We start from the raw sequence: 23,496 nt of genomic DNA, 5'->3' as shown, positions 1-23,496 counted from the left end.
TCCTTTGAGGTAATGACAGATGAACAAGCGCCAAGTCTATCTGACGATTCAGCTCACTGTAGCAAGCTGGTCGATAGTTGTAGCAAAGTCATAATGCTGATCGATCCATTGCTGCAAGATCTCTTCAGTTCCCTTGGGCGTATGCAGTCCTTTCTTGCTGCGTCGCCACAGGATGTCGGCTGCCGATCGGGCATACTCATGAGCGATCAGGTACTCCACTTCAGCCTGATAGAGTGGCCCACCAAAGTGATGTCCCAGCTGCTGCATATTGCCAGCCTTGCCCACCAGCACACTGATGCACGTGCCATAGTTACGAGCATAATCCAACAATACAACATCATCCATCCAGGCATATTTATCCTGGCACTGGGCCAGAAAGCCGGCAAAATCCGCGTCAGGAATATCACCACCAGGCAATGACTCACTGGCCGTCCAGGCACCTTCGTTGAATCCCAACGGGGACTTCAGCATGTCGACCGTCTCTTCTGCCAGCTTGCGGAATGTGGTGATCTTGCCACCATAGACTGACAACAGCGGCGCACCGGTACGCGTATCCAGGTCCAGCTTGTAGTCACGCGTCACCTTGGATGCATTCTCGGACGCATCGTCATACAGTGGTCGCACACCCGTGTAGGTCCAGACAACCTGTTCAGGACTGACCGGCGTATCAAAGTACTCACTGGCATTACGACAGATATAGTCAATTTCGTCTTGCTCGATGACTTCAGTGCCCGGCTCGCCTTCGATCTCTACATCGGTGGTGCCCAGCAAGGTGAAATCATTTTCATAGGGAATGGCAAACAGAATGCGGTTATCGGCATTCTGGAAAATATAGGTATAGGGATGATCAAACAGTTTGGGTACCACTACGTGACTGCCCTTGACCAGTCTCACGCCATAGCGTGATTCATGCTCCTCGTCCAGATCCAGAGTCTTCTCCACCCATGGTCCGGAAGCATTGACAATAGCGCGGGCCGTAACCGTGTCACTCTTGCCGGTCAGATGATCCTGCAGCTTGACCTGCCACTGCCCCTCATCACGAATGATGTCGGTACATTCGCATCGCACACGAACATCACAGCCACGAGCTTGCGCATCCATGACATTGAGTACCACCAGGCGTGCATCCTGAACCCAGCAGTCAGAGTATTCGAAGCCACTTTTGAATTCTTTTTTCAGTGCGGCACCTGACAGATGTGTTGTCAGATCGACACTGTTGGAGGCCGGCAAAAGCTTGCGACCACCCAGGTTGTCATACAAGAACAGACCAATACGAATCAGCCAGCGCGGACGCAGGGCCTTGTGGTGTGGAAGTATGAAACGCAGCGGCCAGATGATATGCGGTGCCGCTCTTAATAGAACCTCACGCTCATTCAGGGCATGCCTGACAAGCTTGAAGTCATAGTATTCCAGGTATCGAAGGCCACCATGGATGAGCTTGCTACTAGACGATGAGGTGTGCTGGGCAAAGTCATCCTTCTCGCACAACAAGACCTTGAGACCACGTCCTGCTGCATCTCTTGCGATGCCTGCGCCATTAACGCCACCACCAATAACGACCAGATCAAAAATACTCATCAATGCCCCCGCATTGCCTACATTCAAATAAGAGCCATCCGGCGAGCTCAGGTTCCAACATTGACTGACTATCTCAATCAAGCACTTCAAACAACAACTTCAAACAGCGATTAAAAACAGAACGACTATCTGAATACTCGAACCGGGCACTAACAGATCACTCCGCCAGTGCCCGGTCCGGATCAAACTTCAAGCTTCAAAAATCTACTATTACTCAGTCCAGCTTTTGACCAGCTCGTCATAGTCGATAGTCTCAGGCTCAGGCTTCTCGTTCTCAAGCTTCGCCTTTGGAGCACCCGGCTGGCTGAACCAGTACTCGGGGTCCTGTTCTTCGTTCAGCTTGGGACCGATATCGCCCTGGACGCCAGCTCTTTCGAGACGTGCCATGACTTTTTCCTGAGCTGCACACAGTGCATCCATGGCTTCCTGAGGTGTTTTAGCACCCGAAGAAGCATCACCGATGTTCTGCCACCACAACTGCGCAAGCTTGGGATAATCAGGAACGTTGGTGCCGGTAGGTGACCACTGAGTTCGAGCCGGTGAACGATAGAACTCAACCAGTCCGCCCAATTTAGGCGCACGTTCGGTAAAGCTTGCATCCTGAATCGTACTTTCACGAATGAAGGTCAGACCCACGTGTGACTTCTTGACGTCTACGGTCTTGGAAGTTACGAACTGTGCGTACAACCAGGCCGCCTTGGCACGATCAACCGGTGTGGATTTCATGAGAGTCCATGATCCGGCATCCTGATAACCCAGCTTCTGGCCTTCTTCCCAATACGCGCCATGCGGGCTGGGAGCCATACGCCACTTCGGATTGCCTTCATCATCAACAACCGGAATTCCCTCTTTGACCATATCAGCGGTAAAAGCGGTATACCAGAACATCTGCTGGGCAACAGCACCTTGAGCAGGTACGGGTCCGGCTTCACCGAATACCATGCCAGCCGCTTCAGGTGGTGCGTACTTGTTCAGCCACTCGATGTACTTGTTGATTGAATAGACTGCTGCAGGACCGTTGGTGTCTCCACCTCGAGCCACACAAGAACCCACTGGCTGACTGTTCTCGTTGACGCGAATACCCCATTCGTCAACTGGCAGACCGTTAGGCTCGCCCTTGTCTCCGTTCCCGGCCATGGACAACCACGCATCAGTAAAGCGCCAGCCCAGAGACGGATCCTTCTTGCCGTAATCCATATGACCATAGACTTTCTGGCCATCGATCTCGCGACCGGTAAAGAATTCGGCAATATCCTCGTAGGCAGACCAGTTAACTGGCACCCCGAGTGCGTAGCCGTACTTCTCTTCGAAGTCGGCCTTGTTCTGTTCGTCGTTGAACCAGTCATAACGGAACCAGTACAAGTTGGCGAACTGCTGGTCGGGAAGTTGATATAACTTGCCGTCAGGACCTGTGGTGAAGTCCTTGCCGATGAAATCATCGATATCCAGCGTCGGTGATGTCACATCAGCACCTTCACCTGCCATCCAATCTGTCAGATTACGGGCCTGCTGATAGCGCCAGTGAGTTCCGATCAGATCCGAATCGTTGATGTAGGCATCATAGATATTCTCACCTGATTGCATCTGAGTCTGCAGTTTTTCAACCACATCGCCTTCGCCGATCAGATCGTGAGTGACATTGATTCCCGTGATGGCAGCGAACGCCGGTGCCAGAACTTTTGACTCATACTCATGGGTAGCGATGGTTTCTGAGACCACCTTGATATCCATGCCCGCAAAGGGCTTGGCAGCGTCGATAAACCACTGCATTTCAGCGTTCTGCTCATCCGCGCTAAGCGTGGACAGATCGCCTATTTCACCTGTAAGAAATTCCTCGGCAGCCGCCATATCCGCTTGCGCGACATGGGTGCTTCCCAGGAACATGGCCACTGCTAATGCAGTTCCGGCCTGCCTGAATTGACGCATTGTTCTCCTCCTTATGGATTGGTGATGCGTAATGCTACTAACAATTTACTGCTGACAATTTACTACTAACGATGGTCATACCAGCCGGAACACCAACAAGGCGTAGACGACTGATATCACCAATGCTTTCCACAACTCTGGCCCCACAAAACCGAGCCAGGCAAGATGGATGAATCCGCTACCCAGTAGTGACACAAACAATCGGTCACCACGAGTGGTTTCAAAACGCAGTATGCCCATACGTGGACCGCCACCGGGACTGAATGCTTCCCAGATACACATGCCCAGCAACAGACAAAGAATGGTAATGAAGAAGATGGCTGTCGGATTGGTCCAGGCCATCCAGGCCAGGTTGGGGCCGTTCTCGCTCTGAAACCACAGAGCGGCTGCGCCCGCCACCAGCAAGATCAGAAACACGAACATTCCCATGCCACGCAATGCGGCGGATGCGCGTGCCGGCTCGCTGTTTGACTCGGTTGTACTCATGATCAGACCCGTCCCAACGCGAAACCCTTCGCGATGTAGTTACGCACAAAATAGATAACCAGGGCACCAGGAATGATGGTCAGCACACCGGCGGCTGCCAGCACTCCCCAGTCCAGCCCCGATGCCGAGACCGTCCGCGTCATGATGGCGGTAATCGGTTTGGCTTCGGTTGCCGTCAGAGTTCGTGCCAGTAGCAACTCCACCCACGAGAACATGAAACAGAAGAAGGCGGCAACGCCAATACCCGATGCAATCAGTGGCATGAAGATCTTGACGAAGAATCGTGGAAACGAATAGCCATCAATATAAGCAGTTTCATCGATCTCACGCGGCACACCGGACATGAAGCCTTCCAGTATCCAGACCGCCAACGGTACGTTGAACAGGCAGTGAGCCAGGGCCACGGCAAAGTGTGTATCGAACAATCCGAACGCTGAATACAACTGAAAGAACGGTAGAGCAAAAACGGCAGGCGGCGCCATACGGTTGGTCAGCAACCAGAAGAACATATGCTTGTCGCCCAGAAAGCGATAACGACTGAATGCATACGCTGCAGGCAAAGCCACGCTCACCGAGATGACCATGTTCATGCCGACGTAGGTCATGGAGTTGATATAGCCCTTGTACCAGGACGGATCATTGAAGATCACCATGTAGTTGCTCAGGGTCGGATTTTGCGGCCAGAGCGTGAACACAGTCAGGATTTCCTGATTGGTCTTGAAACTCATGTTGACCAGCCAGTAGATCGGCAGCAACAGGAAGAAGATATAGAGCGTGGGCACAATCCAGCGGTTACGGCTACTGCCACCCGGCTTGATCGGCGCCCGTACATTCTCAAGGGAAATACTGTTCATGGATGAACCGGACATATCAGTCCACCTCCTTTTGTGGCGCATCCACGCCGAAGTTGCTCATCAGCGTGTAGAACACCCACGACATCAGGAGGATGATGAGAAAATAGATGATGGACATCGCCGCGGCCGGTCCCAGGTCAAACTGGCCAATGGCCATCTTCACCAGATCGATAGACAGGAAGGTCGTCGAGTTGCCCGGACCACCACCAGTCAGAACGAAGGGTTCTGTGTAGATCATGAAGCTGTCCATGAATCGCAGCAAAACGGCAATCAGCAAGACGCGCTGCATCTTGGGCAGTTGTATATAACGAAACACCTTCCACTTGGACGCACCATCGATACGAGCGGCCTGATAGTAGGCTTCAGGGATGGCCACCAATCCGGAGTAACAAAGCAGTACCACCAGACTGGTCCAGTGCCAGACATCCATGATGATGATGGTGACCCAGGCGTCCAGCCAGTTGGTTGCATAGTTATAGTCGACGCCAAGCTCCGCAAGCGCACGCCCCATCAAGCCGATATCGGCACGCCCGAACACTTGCCAGATCGTGCCCACCACATTCCAGGGAATCAGTAATGGCAAGGCCATGAGAATCAGACAGACCGGCACCCAGATGCCTTTGCGTGGCATTGACAGCGCAATGGCGATACCCAGCGGTATCTCGATGGCCAGAATGATGCCAGAGAAAATCAGATTCCTGATCAGTGCATCATGGAAGCGGCTGGAGTTGAGTACCTCTGTATACCACTCGGTTCCAACCCAGAAAAACTTGTTACTGCCAAAGGTGTCCTGAAAGGAATAGTTCACCACCGTCATCAAGGGAATGATCGCGCTGATAGCGACCAGAATGAAGACTGGCAGTACAAAAAACCAGGCCTTGTTGTTGAAAGGTTTGTTATCCATCAGATCTTTGCTCGCACAAGATGTGAATCCTGGTACACGTTCATACGGTTGGTATCGAATACGGCATAGGCATCAGTGGGTATCGCAACACCCTCCTCGACCACCGCATCGATGGTGACGCCATTGACCAGACCTCGCACGATCTGATGCCGGCCAATGTTTTCTACCGCATTGACCTGCATGGTTATGCCATCAGCACCTGCATTGGCTCGATCGACAATGCGAATAAACTCCGGTCGAATGCCGATCTCGGTGACGCCGGACAAAGCCGGGTATTCACGATTCAGAGTAAAGCTGTGATCAGCCACCCGCACACTATTACCTTGCACTTGGCCTGGCATGATATTCATGCCCGGTGAACCGATGAAGTAGCCGACGAAGGTATGCGCAGGCTCATCGAACAACTCTTCAGGCGTACCAATCTGCACCACTTCGCCTTCATACATGACGACAACCTTATCGGCGAAGGTCAGCGCTTCAGTCTGATCGTGAGTCACATAGATCATGGTGTGATTGAACTGTTCATGCAGCTCTTTCAGCTTGGTACGCAACTGCCACTTCATGTGCGGATCGATAACTGTCAGCGGCTCATCAAACAGGATGGCGTTGACGTCGTAGCGAACCAGACCCCGCCCCAGTGATATCTTCTGCTTTTCATCGGCGGTGAGTCCCTGCGCACGACGCTTGGCCTTGTCGCTCAGCTCCAGCGTTTCCAGCATATCCTTGACGCGCTTGCCTATCTCGCTCTTGTCGACACCACGATTTACCAGCGGAAATGCCAGATTCTCTTCAACAGTCATCGTGTCGTAAATGACTGGAAACTGAAATACCTGGGCGATATTGCGCGCCTCTGGGCTGAGCTCTGTGACGTCCGTGGTATCAAAACGAACGTGACCACTGGACGGAATCAGCAGTCCTGAAATGATATTGAGCAACGTCGTCTTGCCACAACCTGATGGACCGAGCAACGCATAAGCGCCGCCATCCTCCCAGACATAGTCAATCTGTTTGAGCGCAAAATCCGCGTCGCTTTTAGGATTGGCAAGGTAGGAATGTGCCAGTTTGTCGAGAGTAATCTGTGCCATGGGATCTCCTTGCTACGCAGCCCTGGTGGTGAGTGACGGCGCTCGGCTGAGCGAACCATCGCTGCCGGCAAAGAGGTAATAACGTGACGGATCCAGATATACCGTGAGCGCATCACCCTTGCTGACCCGGTGTACCCCATGTGTCAGCACAACCCAATGAACTTTCTCGCCGCCCATCTCGACACTGACATGGATATAGGTTTCAGAACCGGTGATTTCACTGGTTCCGACAATGGCATTGACGGGCACGGTGTGATGCTGCGACTGGCTCAACGAAATGTGATGCGGACGAAACGCCAGCGTATAACTGCCATCCGTCAGAGCCGCTGCAGAGCTTTGTGCAGCCGTGTCACCCAGTGCATGCTCACCCGAATACAGCTTGCCATCTCGAGCACTCACACCGATCGTGTTCAATGGCGGATCCGAGAACGTCTGAGCCGTCTGCAGATCCACGGGCCGGTTGTAGACATCGATGGTGGTTCCAAACTGGGTAACCGTACCTTCATGCAAAGTGACGGTCTTGCCGCCTAGCAACAGTGCCTCATGAGGCTCGGTGGTTGCATAGACAAGCACAGCACCGGTTTCTGCAAACAATCTGGGCAATTCCACCCGCAGCTCTTCGCGTAACTTGTAATCCAGGTTGGCAAGCGGCTCATCCAGCAACACCAGATCAGCGCCCTTGACCAGAGCGCGCGCCAGCGCTGTCCTCTGTTGCTGCCCACCGGAAAGATTCAACGGCGTACGATCAAGAAATTCGGTCAGTTTCAGCAACTCGGCCGCTTCACGCACCTTGGTTTCTATGACCTCTTTGCTCGCACCCTGCAGACGTAACGGGGAGGCAATGTTCTCGTACACGGTCATGGCCGGGTAGTTGATGAATTGCTGATAGACCATCGCCACGTTACGCTTGCGAACCGACAAGCCCGTTACCGATTTGCCATCGACGAGCACTCGACCTGAGGTCGGCCGATCGAGCCCGGCCATCAGTCTCATGAGGCTGGTTTTGCCCGACAAGGTGGGTCCCAGAAGCACGTTCAGCGACCCCTTCTCCAGTACCAGACTGACGTCGGTGATGTGGAGGCTGGCGCCTACTTGCTTGCTGACTCTATCAAGTTCGAGCATGTTTATTTCATGAGGGCGATGGATTGGAAACGATGAGGATTCGTCACGTCCTCCGTTCCGTAACGACACTAATGCTCTACAAATCGAAAGTCAATCGAAACCCGACGTTCCGCGGCGACCGCCAGGTGTGTGCGAACCGCTTGTCGGCTCCAGATCGGTTTCGATCGTGCGTACATCGAAACTGCTCAGCAGCGCCCTGAAGGCTGCATCCGGGCAGTGATCGGTGACGAACGAATGGGCCTGCGATATATGCCCGATGCGAATCGGTGCCGAGCGCTCATGCTTTGTACTATCTGCAACCAGAATGACATGACGAGCGTTTGACAGGATGGCCTGCGATACCTTGACCTCACGATAGTCGTAATCGAGCAGGGCGCCGTCCGAATCAATCGCCGAGGCCCCGATCACCGCGAAGTCCACTTTGAACTGCTTGATGAAGTCCACCGCAGACTCGCCTATCACCCCACCATCACTGGAACGAACTTCTCCCGAAGCAATAATTACCTTGTTATCCGAGTAGGGACGCATTGCAGAAGCCACATTGATGTTGTTGGTAATCACCAGCAAATGGCGGTGCTGCAACAATGCCTGAGCCACCGCCTCGGTGGTCGTGCCTATATTGACGAACAGCGAAGCGTTGTCCGGGATGATGGCTGCGACGGCTCGTCCGATGGCCTGCTTCTGATCACTAGCCAGCATACGACGGGCTTCGTAACTCATGTTTTCGACGCTGGATGCCAACCTGGCGCCCCCATGTGTGCGCGTCAGCAGACGTTCATCGCACAAGCGATTAAGATCTTTCCTGATCGTTTGCGGAGTCACATTGAAGCGCGTGAGCAATTCGTCTACCGTTACCAGACCTACTTGCCGGGCAATATCGAGAATAGACTGGCGACGATTTTCAGACATTTTGGGTTTCGTTTTGATCAGATGAACGCAAAACGAAACCTTAAACGAAACTTTGCCGCACGTTCTGATTATTTTTCTCTTTCCAGCCGGATGCGCGGCATCGTCACCAGTCGCGCACCCGTACAATGCGTGACATAACAACCGGGAGTTACCATGACCACGCCTCTGCTTTTGAGCATCGACCAGGGAACCACCAGCTCGCGGGCCATGCTGTTTGAAAAGAACAGCAGCACCTTCGCCGTTGCCCAGCGTGAATTTACGCAGTTCTACCCGCAATCCGGCTGGGTTGAGCACGATCCGGAGGAAATCTGGAAAACGACCCTTACGGTCTGCCAGGAGGCCCTGGCAACAGCTCGCGCGGCCAATCGCAAAGTGGCAACCATCGGCATCACCAATCAGCGTGAAACCACACTGATCTGGGATCGTCATACGGGCAAGCCCATCTACAATGCCATTGTCTGGCAAGACAGGCGCACCGCTGAGCGTTGCCGGGACCTGCAGCAACAAGGCCATTCCGACAAGGTAGCCAGCAAAACCGGCCTGTTACTGGATCCGTATTTCTCGGGTACCAAGATTGCCTGGATTCTGGACAACGTTGAGGGCGCAAGGGCGCGGGCCGACAAGGGCGAGCTGGCCTTTGGCACCATCGACAGTTTTCTGATGTGGCGTCTGACCAATGGTCGCGTGCATGCCACAGATGCAACCAATGCGGGCCGCACGCTACTGTTCAATATCCATACAAATAGCTGGGATGACGAGCTTTGTGCACTGCTTGATGTACCGCGCTCTTTGTTGCCAGAAGTGCATGATTCAGCAGCCAACTTCTGCACCACAGACAAATCGGTGCTCGGTGAAGAACTGCCTGTTGCCGGCGTGGCTGGTGACCAGCACGCAGCCTCGATCGGGCAAGTCTGCTTTCAGCCCGGCATGGTCAAGAGCACGTACGGCACGGGTTGCTTCATGATGCTCAACACCGGCACCGAAGCCATCCCCTCCACGCACAGATTGCTGACAACCATTGCCTACCGTCTCGATGGGGTAACAACCTACGCCATTGAAGGCTCCATTTTCGTTGCTGGAGCGGCTGTGCAGTGGCTGCGCGATGGACTCGGCATCATCCAGTCGGCCGAGGAAACCCAGAGCATGGCGATGAGCCTGGAGGACAATCAGGGTGTCTACCTGGTACCGGCATTTACCGGACTGGGTGCGCCTCACTGGGATGCCGAGGCGCGTGGTGCCCTGTTCGGACTGACACGTGATTCCGGACCTGCGGTCGTGACCCGAGCCGCACTCGAAGCCGTCTGTTATCAGACCATGGACCTGTTGAATGCCATGCGCAAGGATGGCGCCAGTATTAATACGGTACGAGTTGATGGCGGCATGGTCAAGAATGACTGGCTGACTCAATACCTGGCCAACGTGCTGGACATCGCCATTGAACGACCCAGACAAACCGAGACCACGGCGCTGGGTGCTGCCTATCTGGCAGGCTTGCAAACAGGTATGTATGGTTCGCTGGATGAGCTAACGGCCAACTGGCAGCAGGAACATGAGTTCACCCCGACCATGGACGATGAGCTGCGTAAACGCGTTACGGCCGGATGGGCCGATGCGGTGCGTCGTACTCGTAGCAATTACTAACCCACCTTCTCCCCTAAACGCCAGAGCCGATCACCTATGCGCGCCTACTTTGTTCGAATCAAATGTCAACTTGGCGAATCCTATACCGTCGCCAACCAGCTTGCCGAACTCGAAATTGCTTCCGAAATTCACTCGACAGCTGGCTCATTCGACTTGCTGGTCAAGCTGTACCTTGAAGACGAAGTCGATGTCGGTCATTTCGTCAATGAAAATATCCATAAGGTCGAAGGCATCCGGGATACCGAAACACTAGTCACGTTCCGCGCATTCTGAATGCTATTGCAGTGAATGCCCTGACTGAGAGCATTTACTGAATACCCTTACTGAAAGTGATAGCGATAGCTGATACCCACAGCTGTCGCATCACCAGAATTAGTGACCGTAGGCTGAGTATCATGCGATACCGAGAAACTCAGCTCATCGCCTCCCAGCACTCGAATTCCTGCTCCGGCCCCCATCTGAAATCCGATAACCCGATCTGGCCAGTTGTGGCCCAGGTTGGCACTCAGATAATAGCGAGGAGAACTCACCTGCGGAAAGTCTGCATTGATTCCACCACGTGACAAAGAGGCGCCAATCGACACGCTTTGTGCCTGCGCCGCTAACACATCATCCATGGTACTGCCTCGCGAAAAACGCAGCTCTGCCGGCAAGCGCTGCTCACGATCTCGCTCAGCATGAGCCGCTCTGACACTGGTGGACCAGGCATTACTACCAAAACTGCCACGCACACCCAGTTCCACGCTACCGCCTAACCCACGTGCTACCTTGTTCTGCTCAACCCGTGTATTGATCTCGGTTGCATCTGCCTGCACCCGGATAAATTCCAGATGCCCGATGTCCGCATCGTAGCCAATCGTGAATCGATGCTGCCTGGCCCCGATCAGAAGCTCTGGCGACAAGCTGACCTCCTCGTTATAGGCAAGCTCAGTAGAAATCCTGCTGCGTTTGTTGGCCAGGCGCCTGGCATAACTGGCACTGCCATAAAACAGATCTCCATCCTCGGCGTCCAGATATCCGGTCGTCAAACGCCCGCCCTGTCGCGCAGTTCCAAAAAACAGGGACAGAGCAACATCAGACAGCTCGTCCCGCTCTTCAATGTCATACCGATCTGAATCCAGTTGACGCTTGGTCAGATCCAGAGACATCCCCAGATTGCTATCGGAGAATGTGTGCCTGATACGAACACCGGTTTCTCGTATATTAAGCTTGCCCGAATTGCGCAGGCCTGCAAAAGCGGCAACAAAACCTGGTCGCGCATCACGCAGTGACACGTACTGCTCCTGGGCCAGCTGTAGATCATCAAGATTTGAACCTGCCAGTGGTGCACCCGGGCTCATGACTTTCTGCACCAAGGCATAAGCATCCCGATCATTACCCAACTGACGCAAGGCGAGAATATGATTACCCACGGACAATGGCCCTTTCGCCTGTACCAGACTGCTCAGCGCAGCCTCGTCATCATCTTTCAATGCCAGAGCAACTTGCTGCCAGGCAGGTGCCTGCAAACGGCGATGGTGTATCTGCGCCATGATCAGCCTTGCATGTTCAAACTGTTGCGTTGACATCAACCAGGAAATGGCCATGTCCTGACGCCATAGATCATCCTGCCCCGAAGGCGATTCTTGCGCATCGGTTTTCAGCAGATGGTTGAACAACTGTTCATTGGACTCGACTCCTGCATAGCGAACTGACAAGCGACTGTACTGTCGTAGCAGCAAGGCCTGTTCATTCACTGAGCCCTCGACCAGCAGCGGTCTGAGTTGTTGCAGCGTATATTGACGAACCTTGAAAGCACTGGCACTACGCCCTGCATATTCCAGTGCATCGGCGTAGGTCAGCAGCATGCCATAGTCGGCACTGATCTGATCCAGCATCCGATCAAACCACGGCAAGCTTGAAGCAGCAGCTCCCATCTGCAGATATCCCAGAGCCATGGCCTGCCACAGAGCCGGTGTTTCTGCCGCCATGCCCTGATATTTATTGAGCAGAAAATGGGTGCGCGAATCATCCTGATCACCAATGGCCATCCAGATCAGCCCGGAGATGGATTCCACATGCGCTTCATCCAGCCTCAATGCTCGCTCATAAGCCTCTGTTGCCCCTTGCTGGTCACCTTCTCGCAATCGATCGGCGCCCACTTGCGCCCAATAGAATGCACTCTCCTGTAACGACTTTGTACCTTCCTGCTCAGGACTGAAGCGCGCCTGCGCCGACCTGTCATCCAGTTTGACAGCCAACTGCATGGCCATGAATGCAAAGTCATCATTGCCAGTGCTGCCCCACAGTTGCATTGCTTCAATCAAGGCTTCTTTGTCTTCGCCCTGTTCTTGCAACAGTTCAACCGAACGACGACCATAATAGGATCGTTGGCCAACTTCATTCAGCGCATTCAGTCGTGGCTTCACCAACATGGTCAACCAGGGCTTGCGATATTGCCAGCCAATTTCTGCCATCAGGCGAAGCTGATAATCATTCGCGCCGGACAACTGCGAACGCCCTTTGAGCAACTCGGCCACATTGGCAGCTTCATCCTTGCGATCCAGTTGCCAGAGCAGCTCCATACGTGCCAGCGTAGATTCGGTATTACTGCCAAAACTATCTGCAAAGAGTTCCCAGCTAGCCAGACTCTGCTCATAGCGACTATGATGAAATTCATTTGAGGCCAACGTACGCAGCACAAAGGGCTGAGGGCCATACAACGCGATGATATCCTGTAGCGCAACCGAGGCAGCCTCGGGCCGGCCATCCAGCTCATATAAGGAAACCAGTCGGACAATATCGTCATTTCCCGGCTCTTCGTACAACGTGATTTCTCGCAACGCTTTAGCAGCCTGAGCCGGACGCAGGGTCAACTCGGCCAGGCGCACCACTTCACGCAGTGCTCTAATGCGATTATCCAGCGTCTTCTTGCTGGCGGGTTGCGCTAACCACTGCCAATGCTCCAATGCCTCATCCGGCTTGCCACTCCACTCACTGATGCGCGCAAGCTTTTCCCGATCATCCAACGAAGCGGTCTGCTGCTGAACCACTTTCTCAGCCCAACTCAAGGCTAATGGCAGCTTGCTGGCAGCCTGAGCCAGCTCGCGCTGCAAGCGCATCGCTTCCATATCCTTCGGGCTGAACGACAATACCTGTGTATTCCAATACAGAGCTTGCGAATATTCTCCTAATTGCCGGGCAATGATCACACCCTCTCGCAAAGCCGCTTCGTCCTGCGGCAGTTTTCGCAGACGTGCTTGCGTGCGAGCATATACATCCTTTGTACGCCCTGCCGCCAGCAACAGTGACTCCACTTCTTTCTGTAAACGCTGCCGTTCTTCAGGGGCCGGTTTACCCAGTCCTGTCTCATTAGCCAGCGCATCAAGAAAGACAGCTGCATCAGCAGGTTTGCCTGCCGCCTGCGCCCACCGGGCTGCCAGCGGTAGCCATTCGGCGACCTTGTCAGGCTCCTTGATGGCAAGCCTGGCATACAGACGATAGGAGACATCCGGTCGTCCATTCTGCAACAAGACCTGAGCTGCGTTTTCAATTTGCGTTGTACTCAGATCATCCAAGTCGAGCAACTCATCGGTCAACTTGTTCTGCTGTGCACTGCCCGCATCAATCAAAGGCAGCATTGCCAGATTGACCCGCACAGTATCACCGCCCTTCTGAGCGATCTTTTTTGCCTGCTGCAGGCAAGCAAGCGCCAATGTGCGTTCACCCAGACCATTCAAATAGCGTGAACACTCCATATACCGTGACACACCCGTAGCACTGAGTTCCGTCTGAGCCGCCCACAGCGCATAAAGACTTGCGCTCAAGCGCGGTTGCTGCAAAGTCTTGCTTAGCAGAACACCCCTGTTGAGCAGCGTTGTCTGATGCAGGTACGGCGACTCAATCAGCTTGTTCAAGGCCGTAGAAAGACTGACAGGTGAATCGGCGGCAGCACTGGCAAGATCAATTTCAAATCGTAGCACTTCGCCAACGTCAATCTTTGGATTCTGCGCCAGCAGTTCTTGCGCCTCTTGCAACCGCCCTACCTTGACCAGTCGTGCAACCACACTGAGCATTTCGCTCTCGCTCACTCTTCCAGATTCACTCTGGGCTCGTAAATAGGCCAGCGTCAGTTCATCGATATCCGTACCGTTGCCGGCTACGCCATCGGCCTTGCCAAAGACATCCAGCCCCGGCACTGTATCTGGCTTGAGTACGAAGAAAGCCAGTCCGAACAAGCCTGCCATCAAAGCCAGACTCAGCGGACTGACTAATCGTTCACGCTGGGCAGTTGAGGATTGCATCACCTGTATCCCTTGTTGTAAACGAGAAAACCACCGTATTATTCGATGATGCCTGTCCGCTAATTGATTGCTTGCCTACTCGCAGAGCGCAGCTACGACTGATGCCTCCACCCAGCTCGACCACCACCGGCATTTCGGCACTTATTCGCAGTGTCAGAGCCTCACCGCGCTCATCCCAACGCAGTACACGTCCATTACTGGATACCAGATGCACAGCCTTTGGCGGCTTGTCACTCAGAGAAAAACTGACCTGGCTCGCACCATTGGTATGAACATAGACACCATCGTGCAGTTGTCGTGCTCCGGCAAGCCCTGCACTTCCCTGAAGCTCAGGCCACATTCCCTTGCCCAACATGCGGATGGAACGCACCTCACCCAGACCACTGAGCTTCCAGCGTCCATCCAGATAGCGAGCCACCCCTGCATTACGAAAATCCGGCACCTTGCGCGAATAGTCACTGACATGGATAGGATAGATATCCTGAGCAGTGGACCAGTCATAAACCGCTTCCAATGCTTTGATAGCCGCAATTTTGGTACCTGAATAGAAGTGATAATAGATATTCAACGGTTTCAATCGTCGCGGAGTCTCCGTCAGAGTGAATGTTTCAATCGCTCGTTTAAATCCATCGAATGGTCCCAACCAATCATTGGTATACATATTCTCATTCATGATTGGCGCATAAACTTGCAGGTATTTACCCACAGGGCGCGCCATCGGACTGACCAGCGTCATCGTATTGCGGGCGTTGGTGATATAGGTCAGCCCTCCATTCAGATTAGGCACATCGCGTTTTTCCAACACCTCCAGATCACTGGCCAAGGGCAAGGCATCGCCGCTCCACAGCATGACTTCAAGCTTTTTCCCGGGCGGTGCCAGCTCGCGATTAATGAAATCAATCGAGCCACCGATATCGCGTTCCGACGTATATTCATAACCTTCTATCGGCAGGTTGTATTTACCGGATTTACGGTATTCGCTCAGTTTGGCCCACTTGAAAGGATGGCTATAGGTATGGGATGCCAGCTCAACATGATCCAGCCTGAAGGTCTTGCGTGCGATATCGAACATCCTCTGGCGACGATCATCGTAGGCATCAAACTCAGTCATCTCGCCCTCGACTACCGAGACCGTATGCGGCAATGGATACTTTGTCAGGATATCGCGGTAGATCATCTCGGCACCCAGGCGACCACCGGGCAACTCGGCCCACGATGGCAAGGCATCACCATCGATATGTGCCATCCACAAGCGTTTGCCACTTTCAGTGGTGACATCCGGCATGGGAGCATTGGGAAGCTTCAGCGCCGCGCGCAGGAATTTGAACGGATCCACCACCCAGTAGGTTTCATAGTCCAGACCATCCTCAACCAAACCCGGCTGCCAGGCAAAGCCACCAAATTCACCGGTGACGACGATATCGGCACGTTTGCCGTTCTTGTCTGCATAACTCATATGAGTGGTATTGCTGGCAGCAATACTTTCGGACATCAACCCAAACGAGTCAATCCGCTGCCCCATGCTGCGCTCCGGTGCAATGAATTCATCACGGTAGGCCAGCTGTGCGCTATCCACATCCAGCCCCTGAACGACACTGATGCCCAGCGACTCACTCATGCGGCTGTCCATCGGCACCGGTGGCATCACCATGAAAGCCATGGGTACCTTGTCATCCAGTTGCTTCTGTAACCATGGCCTGGCTGCCAGATCCTTGAACTGACGACTTGCCCACGTGACAATCCCCGCATAGCGCCCCTTCAGCTCACCTGCCGGCCAGGGCTCTCGCCCCACATCCAGATATTCAGGGACATACCCCATGTACTCCACTGGCGTGGCGACGAACTTGTGCACCGGGCTCTCTTCCAGCGGCCCATCCTTGGTGCTATCAAAGATCATCAGCACTTTGCGCGGCAGCACTTCCAACGCACCAATGCCGATATAGTCCAGCTCCGGATTAGCCACCCAGGGAATAAACCCGTGTTCGGCAATACGTGCAGCAACCGTGCGTGCCTTGTCACGCTGTGCTGGTGGCAGATAGTCAATAGCAATGACATCCAGATCCAGATCATCACGCGCATGATTCAGTTTCGACAGCAACCACTCACGATCACCCGGTGGCACGCTGGTGTACTGCTGTGTTGCATTATTCCAGCTGGCATACAACGACTCAGCGGCCACCGCTTCAATATGAGCGGCTATATCGTCCATCACTTCAAAGCCCCTATTCGTGATGATTTTCATTTCTGGAAAATTTTTTGCAAACTCTGCAATCAGACTCACCAGACCTGCTTGCTGACGCTCTCGTTCAGCGTCTGTATCTGCAATCAGATTGAAGCTATCCATCGTATCCAGAAACAATCCACCATAACCATCTGACTGCAACTGTCCGGCGCGCTTGACCAGAAATTTCCGCAGAGAGGGGTTCGCCAGATCAAGCACATTGCTGTCCCAAGCCGGGTTCTTGCCCAGTATCCAGGCAGGCTCCATATCACGGGCATAAGCACGTGTCGGCCCCACCTCACCCACACTCAGATAGGCGTAGGCACGTGCCCCGCGTGCACTCATGGCACGTAGATCGGCAGGCTTGATATTATCAGGCTCGAGAACAAGGCGATCATACTGCGACAGTATGTCCACCGGTGGTTGCGCACCATAGTAGAAAGCGACGCTGCGACCTTCCAACGGTTCCCCGTTTGCCATGCCCTTGGTATTAAGCGAGGAGGCCTGAACTTTAAGCGCCATACCGCCAATCAAAGGAACATCACTGGCCTTCGCAGAAGAGGCTTCCGCGACCATCCCCACAGGCAAGGCAGATGCAGCCTTGCCGGCATTCAAGGGAATACCCTCAACCAGCGTCTGTATCAGCTCGTCTGCCAAGGCGGTGAGACTCTGACCTCGTCGACCCGTATCAGAGGCGGAATCTGACCAGACCACATCCCCCGTCAACGCATCACGAACATCCAGCTGGAGCTGAGCCACAGGCCTGGCACTGGTACCACCGGCATAGTGCCAACGAGACACCGCCCCTTCCACCACATAGCCGGTATCTGACGACAGCTGAGCAAAATCAACACCGCGCTTGCGCAAATGCATCGCCAGAATCGCATCAGCAGATTCAGCAGCAGTGACGCTGTTACTACGATTTTGCAGCGCTGAAAGCTGCCAGGAGTCATTCAAAGAGAATGAGGACTCTTGAGTATGAGATAAACTCTGACACCCGCTGACAAACAGCAAGATACCGATTATCAGCAAACGGTGCACTAAGCCGCGATTCAAGCGCATCACGATGCAGCCTCCAGTGAAGGTCGCGAACGCATGAATGTCTTGAACTCGATGTTATCCATTTCCCGTGAAAGTAAAATGATTCCAATAAAAGCGGTCACTGTCATGGACAAGCCAAATCCGTATCCATAGTACTGGGGCCCGAGCTGTAATGTTATCCAGGTCAGAACCGCATTGGAGACCAGCAAGGTTGCCGTCAGTATCAAGGCATCACGCAACTTGTCCAGATAGAAAAGCACGTTAAGCACAGCCAGCATCAAAACCTGGGCGCCTACACCTACCAGGTCTATGTAATACAGATGCACGTATTGCTCTGAGATACCCAGCCAGTTGATGATGGTCGGCCCCAGCAGATACAACACCAGAATGGTTGCACCCTGCACACGAACAATCTGAAACAGTCCTTCGCGCACTGCGCTGACCATATGATTGCCCAGCATCTCGATTTCCTGCAACGTCGCATTGCCTCTGACGGCATCAAAGAATCCTTCGTAGGCCTCAGCAAAATCTGTTTCGATGCGCAGCAGAAAAACCGCCATACCCGGAATGATGCTGAGGTAGGCCAGAAAGATGGGAAGATCGTAGATCAGGGATGTGCGCAGTGGCCCGATCATGGCTTCTGAAGTCCCTGGATTGAGCCAGAACAATAGCTTGTCCACCCAGATTCCCAGATTGTAGAAAAAGCCGATGGCAATCAGGCTGGGAAAAATAAGCTGTCGCTGCAAAAAATCAAAACGCACTTTGAATATCACTGGATATTCCGGTAGCACCACGCCTACCATCATCAGCAGCAAAATGGCATGCCCCATCAGCAAACCTGCCAACAATCCAATCAGACCGAAGGGCAGCAGCAGTATCGACAGAATAATGGTTGAGCCATAGCCCACACCGAATGCATAGAGAATCAGTTTGAATCGTTTGAGTCCGGCGACAAAAATAACGACAATCCATATATTACTGAGCGTGACAAAATTGGCCAGCATCAGAAACTCATAGGCAAAAGATTGAGTAAACAGCGTAAATCCGAGCACCAGCCCTGCACCACCGCTGACCAGAGTTGTCAGCGCCATGGCGCCAAACAGATTGGCATTGATAATGTCGTCCTGCAACTCGTACAGGCGATCGGCAACGAAGCGGGTAAAGACAAGCTGCAACAAACCAGTCAATACCAGCGACGCCCCCATGACCCAGGTGACCGAAGTGGTGAACTGTTTGACACCGGCACCTCCACCTTCACCAATGACCGGTTGCGTCAAAGCCACAATTCCGATCAGCATGACACCGACAATAGACAGCACCCACGGTCCGGCACTGATCAGGCCGGCAAAGCCGTAGGCTTTCAGTGTGCCTGTAAACGAATCATCATTCAGATACTTGCGTAGTTCGAAGCCGATTCCTGCCATGATTCAAGCCGCCTTTGGGGGTTTGGAAACCACCGGATCACCCTGCGATCCGTTGATCTGGTTTTCATAGACCGTCTGATAGCGCGAAATCATGTCCACTTCATCGTAGTAGCATTCAACTCGGGCAATGGCCGATCGACTGGCCTGCAGCCACGCTTCACGATCGGACAGCAGAGCAATGGCAGCGTCGGCAAACGCTGCCGGGTCTGCGATGGGAACCACCGCTCCAGCCACGCCCAGCTTGCGATCCTCCTCATCAACGCCGTAGATCAGCTCGCTGCAACTACCCACATCAGTCGTCACAGCGGGAATACCGGCAGCAAAGCCTTCCAGCACAACCAGTGGCTGACCTTCCGAGACCGACGTCAATATGGATAGACCGACCTGCGGGAAAATTTCATCGGGTTTGCCAAAACCCTGAAACTTGACGACATGGGACAGCCCCAGGCTCTCCACCAACATCTTGCATTCACGGGTGTAGTCCTCGTCTTCATCCTCCGGACCGAACAACCAGCCTTCCGCCTCTGGCATACGCGAGCGAATGATGCGCATGGCTCTGATGAAGTTCTTGATATCCTTGATGGGCACCACCCGACCAATCAGTGCCAGTACAGGCGGCACTTCAGCCTGCTCGGAGCGTCTCACCGTTCTGAATCGCTGCACGTTCACACCATTGGGAATAATTGACAGGCGAACATCATCCGCCCCATCCAGCAACTGACGCTGACGGTTACCGTCATATAGCGTAAAAACCTGATCTGCAGCCCCGTAGGACATGCGCCCCAGAGATGCGAAGAATCTGATCCATACGCTACGCAGATAACTCATATTGTCATTCAGACCCACCTTGAACGGATCCAGCTCCTGCGGTATCCACTCCACCTGCGCCAGGTCAAGCTCTCTCTCCTTTGTATAGATACCATGCTCTGAAATAATGAACGGCTTACCGGTGGCATTCTTCAACATGGCCCCAAGAAAGCCTGCATAGCCGGTAGACACTGAGTGATACAGTGCCGCCTCTGGAGCATCACTGACAATCTTTGCCAAAGTGAACAAAGGCCCGTGCATACTTCTGACAGACCAGAAAAAATGATTGAAATCCAGACCCGGCGGCGCATCGTTGTACTTCTCTCGAATGGTCTCCCAGGCATCTTTATCCTGCTGCAATTCCTCTTCTGTAATCGCATCCGGCCCTACCAGCAGCTCGGTAAAACGCGCAGCCACGTTACTGCGCAAGGTGTGACCTCGAGGAGCTGAGGCTGCCGCTCGCAGCTGCGAGTGCAGGACATTGTTGTCGATAAAGCGTTGACGACTACGTAACTTGTCACCTGATTTTCTTGCCCAACCTCGAACCCTGGAAATCACCCCGCTATCCACTGGCTCCGGTATGGCAGATTCCAGTAACCAGTGCGTTTCCAGATGCACGACATTATCCGGCAACTCATAGGCAGGCTCTCCCTGAGAAGCGGCCTCGGCTCCCAGGTAGATGATGGAGAAGCTCAAATGAGGCATGCCCTCAATCATCTGCTTCACCCAGGTAGATACACCGCCACGTACATAAGGGAATGTGCCTTCCAGCAACAGGCAGACATCCGCCCGCGCTTCGGGGTGATAATGTGGCGAGCTATTCATGCCCAGTACTCCGCCACATGAGACAACGGTGGATAGGCTCTGATAGCCGGGTCAAGTTGCTGCAGAAGTACACGCACTTGCTTGAAGTCATGAAGCATGAAAGCTGTCTCTGCCAGATAGGGCGTTACCTTGTCAGCTGGCATGCCCAATGCCCGCGCACGTTTGAATGCAATGTTGGCACGCCGGGTGTCACCTTGTAGCAATGAGACTCTGCCCAACACAAAATGCGCATTACGATTAATGGGCAATGCGGCAACAGCCTGAATGGCAGCCTTGCCGGCTTTGTCCAGCAATTGCTGACGGGCAATCGGCTCACCTTTCTCCAGCGTCAACAGCTCCCAGTAGTTGCTTGCAATCTGCAACCAGGCATTGGACATTTCTCGCCCTTCAGCCTCGGCAACCTGTGCTTCGAGTTGCTGGATCTGTCGATTCAGCTCACTGACCTTACGATCCAGCATCTTGTAGGCTGTAAGGCGAATGCGCTCATCCTTGTGTCGCATGGCCTGCTTGAATGTGGAGACCGACAAGGAAGCCTGAATGCTCCCCGCCGAAAGCACCTTGCGGTAAAGATCCTCCTCATTATCCGAGTACATCAGATGCTCTTCAAAACCACGACCATCAACGGTCGTTGCCTTGCGCCCGACAGGAGTGGTAAAAGGCAGCTCGGCGCGACGGGTAATATTCCAATAGTCCGGCTCTCGTTTTCGTAGCCGTGAATAACGCTCACCCAGATAGAAGGCGGCAGCACCACCCACAGCGCCGACTACCGGCATCAGCAGAATGATGGCAAACAGCAATGCATGAAAACTGCGCGCCTGCGTTGTCGTTCGCAGTAGTTTGCCGACACAGAACGTGGCAGACAGACTCAGCAGCATATGCAGCATCAGCCATGACAGATTGGATGGCATCCACTGACGAGCCGACACCAGATCAACCAGCAGCAGGGCTTGCCCCAGTGCCGATAACAAGAGTCCCGCCCGCCAACTCGCTCTAGGCAACATCAGAGTGTTTCCCCTGAAGGTCACTAGCGTTTTTCGAAGGTGTCATCTCGGCCTCAAGCGTCGCCATTCCGATATGCTTGCCCAGAAACTCCATACACAGTGAACGATCATCGTGTTGTTGAATGCACTTGATCTGCCTGCCCTGGATGAGACTGTCAAACGAGACCTTGAAATTCTCCTTGACGGCATTATCGATACGCGCCAGAAAGGCATCCCCCTGCTCTCTATTCATCAATGGCATGAGCAGACACAGCACGGTCGACCCATCTTCAGCAACCGTCATCCAGGATGCATCCAGACTACGGATCGAAGTACTGACATAGCTGGCGACCTCGATGGATGAAGCCTCAGTACCAAACTTGAACGACATCAGTACCGACTCCGTATTATGAGATTGAGCAAATCGGAGTGCGATATCCAGCTCGGCCATGAACCAATCGGTACGAGAGGTAGCCGTGCCCTTGGAGCGAGTCAGCATGTCGCCGACATAGTTTCCCAACAACGCCAGAATATTCAGATTCTGCTGCTGAAACGCCATGAAGTGCATGTCCTTGATAGCCAGCACACCATGCATACGCCCGTTTGTATCAACCAGAGGCACAACCGCCAGCAAGCTGTTTTCGTGATGTTTTTCATCCAGTGATTCCAGCTTGATACTGACCAGTTCATGCGCTTTGATCGCAGTTCGCAGAATCGGATCAAATACTGGCAGATCAAACATGTCGCCATGAATAGCCACAGGTCTCGGGTCAATACGATTATCACTGGTCATCGCATACAGTCCTGCTACCTGAATAGAACAGAACTGCGAAAACACCGCCATCAATTCGCTGCCTGCCTGCAAACCATCGTCTCCTGAAGACAACACAGGTTTGAGTCGCTGCAGTGCCTCACGCAAACTCAAGCGTTGCCCTGCCATATGCTCTTCCAACTGACCATGAGACACTTTCAACACGTGGTAATCAGTACTGAATTCCTTAAGTCTGTGGCGCAAGTATTGATTCTCTGCCTCCGACTGCCTGCTGCGTTTGCGCCAGGCTGAGGCCGCATCCCCCACAACCAGACTCATGACCAGAGTACCCAGCGACAGAGTCACCAGCTGCGTACCTGTCTGAGCGCCTGCGAACATCGGTAAATTAATGAACACACCTGTCATCACTGCACAAGCAACGCCCCAAAGGCTGCCATAACGAGCCGCAAACAACAGCGCGCCTGCCATTACCCAGGGGAAGCCCGCCTGCAATCCAGTGGGATCCTCTGCGAACATCATCAGCCCACCCAGCGGCAACAAGCAGGCGAATACGACCAGCTCGATAATGCGCGTACGGGTCGACCCGCCGGGCATTCTGAAATGCGCCAATATCCTACCTGGAATCTGCTTCATGACTG

At 53.6% G+C, this 23,496-nt stretch carries 16 protein-coding genes; 2 read left to right on the top strand and 14 right to left on the bottom strand.

Features of this window, described 5'->3' with window-relative positions; all coding sequences use genetic code 11:
- Nucleotides 1–48 precede the first annotated feature (48 nt).
- The 8 genes from glpD to IMCC3135_RS02230 form a co-directional block, all read right to left on the bottom strand.
- Nucleotides 49–1,578 carry a glycerol-3-phosphate dehydrogenase gene (gene glpD, locus IMCC3135_RS02265; RefSeq protein ID WP_088916105.1) on the bottom strand — a complete coding sequence of 510 codons (1,530 nt, stop codon included), beginning with the start codon at nt 1,576–1,578 and terminating at the stop codon, nt 49–51.
- A 210-nt stretch (nt 1,579–1,788) separates the two neighbouring features.
- Nucleotides 1,789–3,504, bottom strand: coding sequence for an ABC transporter substrate-binding protein (locus IMCC3135_RS02260; protein ID WP_205737871.1), 1,716 nt, complete (start codon nt 3,502–3,504; stop codon nt 1,789–1,791).
- 75 nt (nt 3,505–3,579) lie between these two features.
- Nucleotides 3,580–3,990 carry a DUF2160 domain-containing protein gene (locus IMCC3135_RS02255; RefSeq protein WP_236994730.1) on the bottom strand — a complete coding sequence of 137 codons (411 nt, stop codon included), beginning with the start codon at nt 3,988–3,990 and terminating at the stop codon, nt 3,580–3,582.
- A 2-nt stretch (nt 3,991–3,992) separates the two neighbouring features.
- Nucleotides 3,993–4,859, bottom strand: a complete 867-nt coding sequence (locus IMCC3135_RS02250) for a carbohydrate ABC transporter permease (RefSeq protein WP_236994729.1) — start codon at nt 4,857–4,859, stop codon at nt 3,993–3,995.
- 1 nt (nt 4,860) lies between these two features.
- Nucleotides 4,861–5,748: a carbohydrate ABC transporter permease gene (locus tag IMCC3135_RS02245; RefSeq protein ID WP_088916104.1), complete on the bottom strand. Its 888-nt coding sequence runs from the start codon at nt 5,746–5,748 to the stop codon at nt 4,861–4,863.
- The gene (locus IMCC3135_RS02240) at nt 5,748–6,833 is read right to left on the bottom strand and encodes an ABC transporter ATP-binding protein (protein ID WP_088916103.1); all 1,086 of its coding nucleotides are present in this window, start codon (nt 6,831–6,833) and stop codon (nt 5,748–5,750) included. The genes IMCC3135_RS02245 and IMCC3135_RS02240 overlap by 1 nt, the downstream gene beginning before the upstream one ends.
- Before the next feature lie 12 nt (nt 6,834–6,845).
- Nucleotides 6,846–7,955 carry an ABC transporter ATP-binding protein gene (locus IMCC3135_RS02235; RefSeq protein WP_088916102.1) on the bottom strand — a complete coding sequence of 370 codons (1,110 nt, stop codon included), beginning with the start codon at nt 7,953–7,955 and terminating at the stop codon, nt 6,846–6,848.
- Nucleotides 7,956–8,045: 90 nt separating this feature from the next.
- A complete protein-coding gene (locus IMCC3135_RS02230) occupies nt 8,046–8,864 on the bottom strand; it encodes a DeoR/GlpR family DNA-binding transcription regulator (RefSeq protein WP_088916101.1) in 819 nt (272 codons plus the stop codon).
- 153 nt (nt 8,865–9,017) lie between these two features.
- Here IMCC3135_RS02230 and glpK point away from each other — a divergent pair, with 153 nt between their 5' ends.
- Nucleotides 9,018–10,505: a glycerol kinase GlpK gene (gene glpK / locus IMCC3135_RS02225; protein WP_088916100.1), complete on the top strand. Its 1,488-nt coding sequence runs from the start codon at nt 9,018–9,020 to the stop codon at nt 10,503–10,505.
- Between the two features lie 36 nt (nt 10,506–10,541).
- A complete protein-coding gene (locus tag IMCC3135_RS02220; RefSeq protein ID WP_088916099.1) occupies nt 10,542–10,778 on the top strand; it encodes an Lrp/AsnC ligand binding domain-containing protein in 237 nt (78 codons plus the stop codon).
- Between the two features lie 47 nt (nt 10,779–10,825).
- Here the strand turns inward: IMCC3135_RS02220 and IMCC3135_RS02215 are convergent, their stop codons facing one another.
- The 6 genes from IMCC3135_RS02215 to IMCC3135_RS02190 are packed head-to-tail and all read right to left on the bottom strand — an operon-like array spanning nt 10,826 to nt 23,491.
- A complete protein-coding gene (locus IMCC3135_RS02215) occupies nt 10,826–14,788 on the bottom strand; it encodes a tetratricopeptide repeat protein (RefSeq protein ID WP_088916098.1) in 3,963 nt (1,320 codons plus the stop codon).
- Nucleotides 14,763–18,071: an endo alpha-1,4 polygalactosaminidase gene (locus tag IMCC3135_RS02210; protein WP_088916097.1), complete on the bottom strand. Its 3,309-nt coding sequence runs from the start codon at nt 18,069–18,071 to the stop codon at nt 14,763–14,765. The genes IMCC3135_RS02215 and IMCC3135_RS02210 overlap by 26 nt, the downstream gene beginning before the upstream one ends.
- Nucleotides 18,071–19,474: an exopolysaccharide Pel transporter PelG gene (pelG, locus tag IMCC3135_RS02205; protein ID WP_088916096.1), complete on the bottom strand. Its 1,404-nt coding sequence runs from the start codon at nt 19,472–19,474 to the stop codon at nt 18,071–18,073. The genes IMCC3135_RS02210 and pelG overlap by 1 nt, the downstream gene beginning before the upstream one ends.
- A gap of 3 nt (nt 19,475–19,477) precedes the next feature.
- On the bottom strand, nt 19,478–21,106 hold the full coding sequence (gene pelF, locus IMCC3135_RS02200; protein ID WP_088916095.1) for a GT4 family glycosyltransferase PelF: 1,629 nt from the start codon (nt 21,104–21,106) through the stop codon (nt 19,478–19,480).
- Nucleotides 21,103–22,107, bottom strand: a complete 1,005-nt coding sequence (locus IMCC3135_RS02195; protein WP_088916094.1) for a hypothetical protein — start codon at nt 22,105–22,107, stop codon at nt 21,103–21,105. The genes pelF and IMCC3135_RS02195 overlap by 4 nt, the downstream gene beginning before the upstream one ends.
- Complete coding sequence (locus IMCC3135_RS02190; protein WP_088916093.1) at nt 22,097–23,491, bottom strand: PelD GGDEF domain-containing protein; 1,395 nt, start codon at nt 23,489–23,491, stop codon at nt 22,097–22,099. Before IMCC3135_RS02190 ends, IMCC3135_RS02195 begins: the two co-directional genes overlap by 11 nt.
- Nucleotides 23,492–23,496 lie beyond the last annotated feature (5 nt).

Origin of the sequence: Granulosicoccus antarcticus IMCC3135 (assembly GCF_002215215.1) — a bacterium.
In the GTDB taxonomy this organism is placed as follows: domain Bacteria; phylum Pseudomonadota; class Gammaproteobacteria; order Granulosicoccales; family Granulosicoccaceae; genus Granulosicoccus; species Granulosicoccus antarcticus.
This window is presented reverse-complemented; position numbering and strand designations above follow the sequence as displayed.

Excerpts from the sequence above, each read along its gene's own strand:
- glpD (WP_088916105.1), bottom strand. The coding sequence starts at position 1,578 with ATGAGTATTTTTGATCTGGTCGTTATTGGTGGTGGCGTTAATGGCGCA.
- IMCC3135_RS02260 (WP_205737871.1), bottom strand. The coding sequence starts at position 3,504 with ATGCGTCAATTCAGGCAGGCCGGAACTGCATTAGCAGTGGCCATGTTC.
- IMCC3135_RS02255 (WP_236994730.1), bottom strand. The coding sequence starts at position 3,990 with ATGAGTACAACCGAGTCAAACAGCGAGCCGGCACGCGCATCCGCCGCA.
- IMCC3135_RS02250 (WP_236994729.1), bottom strand. The coding sequence starts at position 4,859 with ATGTCCGGTTCATCCATGAACAGTATTTCCCTTGAGAATGTACGGGCG.
- IMCC3135_RS02245 (WP_088916104.1), bottom strand. The coding sequence starts at position 5,748 with ATGGATAACAAACCTTTCAACAACAAGGCCTGGTTTTTTGTACTGCCA.
- IMCC3135_RS02240 (WP_088916103.1), bottom strand. The coding sequence starts at position 6,833 with ATGGCACAGATTACTCTCGACAAACTGGCACATTCCTACCTTGCCAAT.
- IMCC3135_RS02235 (WP_088916102.1), bottom strand. The coding sequence starts at position 7,955 with ATGCTCGAACTTGATAGAGTCAGCAAGCAAGTAGGCGCCAGCCTCCAC.
- IMCC3135_RS02230 (WP_088916101.1), bottom strand. The coding sequence starts at position 8,864 with ATGTCTGAAAATCGTCGCCAGTCTATTCTCGATATTGCCCGGCAAGTA.
- glpK (WP_088916100.1), top strand. The coding sequence starts at position 9,018 with ATGACCACGCCTCTGCTTTTGAGCATCGACCAGGGAACCACCAGCTCG.
- IMCC3135_RS02220 (WP_088916099.1), top strand. The coding sequence starts at position 10,542 with ATGCGCGCCTACTTTGTTCGAATCAAATGTCAACTTGGCGAATCCTAT.
- IMCC3135_RS02215 (WP_088916098.1), bottom strand. The coding sequence starts at position 14,788 with ATGCAATCCTCAACTGCCCAGCGTGAACGATTAGTCAGTCCGCTGAGT.
- IMCC3135_RS02210 (WP_088916097.1), bottom strand. The coding sequence starts at position 18,071 with ATGCGCTTGAATCGCGGCTTAGTGCACCGTTTGCTGATAATCGGTATC.
- pelG (WP_088916096.1), bottom strand. The coding sequence starts at position 19,474 with ATGGCAGGAATCGGCTTCGAACTACGCAAGTATCTGAATGATGATTCG.
- pelF (WP_088916095.1), bottom strand. The coding sequence starts at position 21,106 with ATGAATAGCTCGCCACATTATCACCCCGAAGCGCGGGCGGATGTCTGC.
- IMCC3135_RS02195 (WP_088916094.1), bottom strand. The coding sequence starts at position 22,107 with ATGTTGCCTAGAGCGAGTTGGCGGGCGGGACTCTTGTTATCGGCACTG.
- IMCC3135_RS02190 (WP_088916093.1), bottom strand. The coding sequence starts at position 23,491 with ATGAAGCAGATTCCAGGTAGGATATTGGCGCATTTCAGAATGCCCGGC.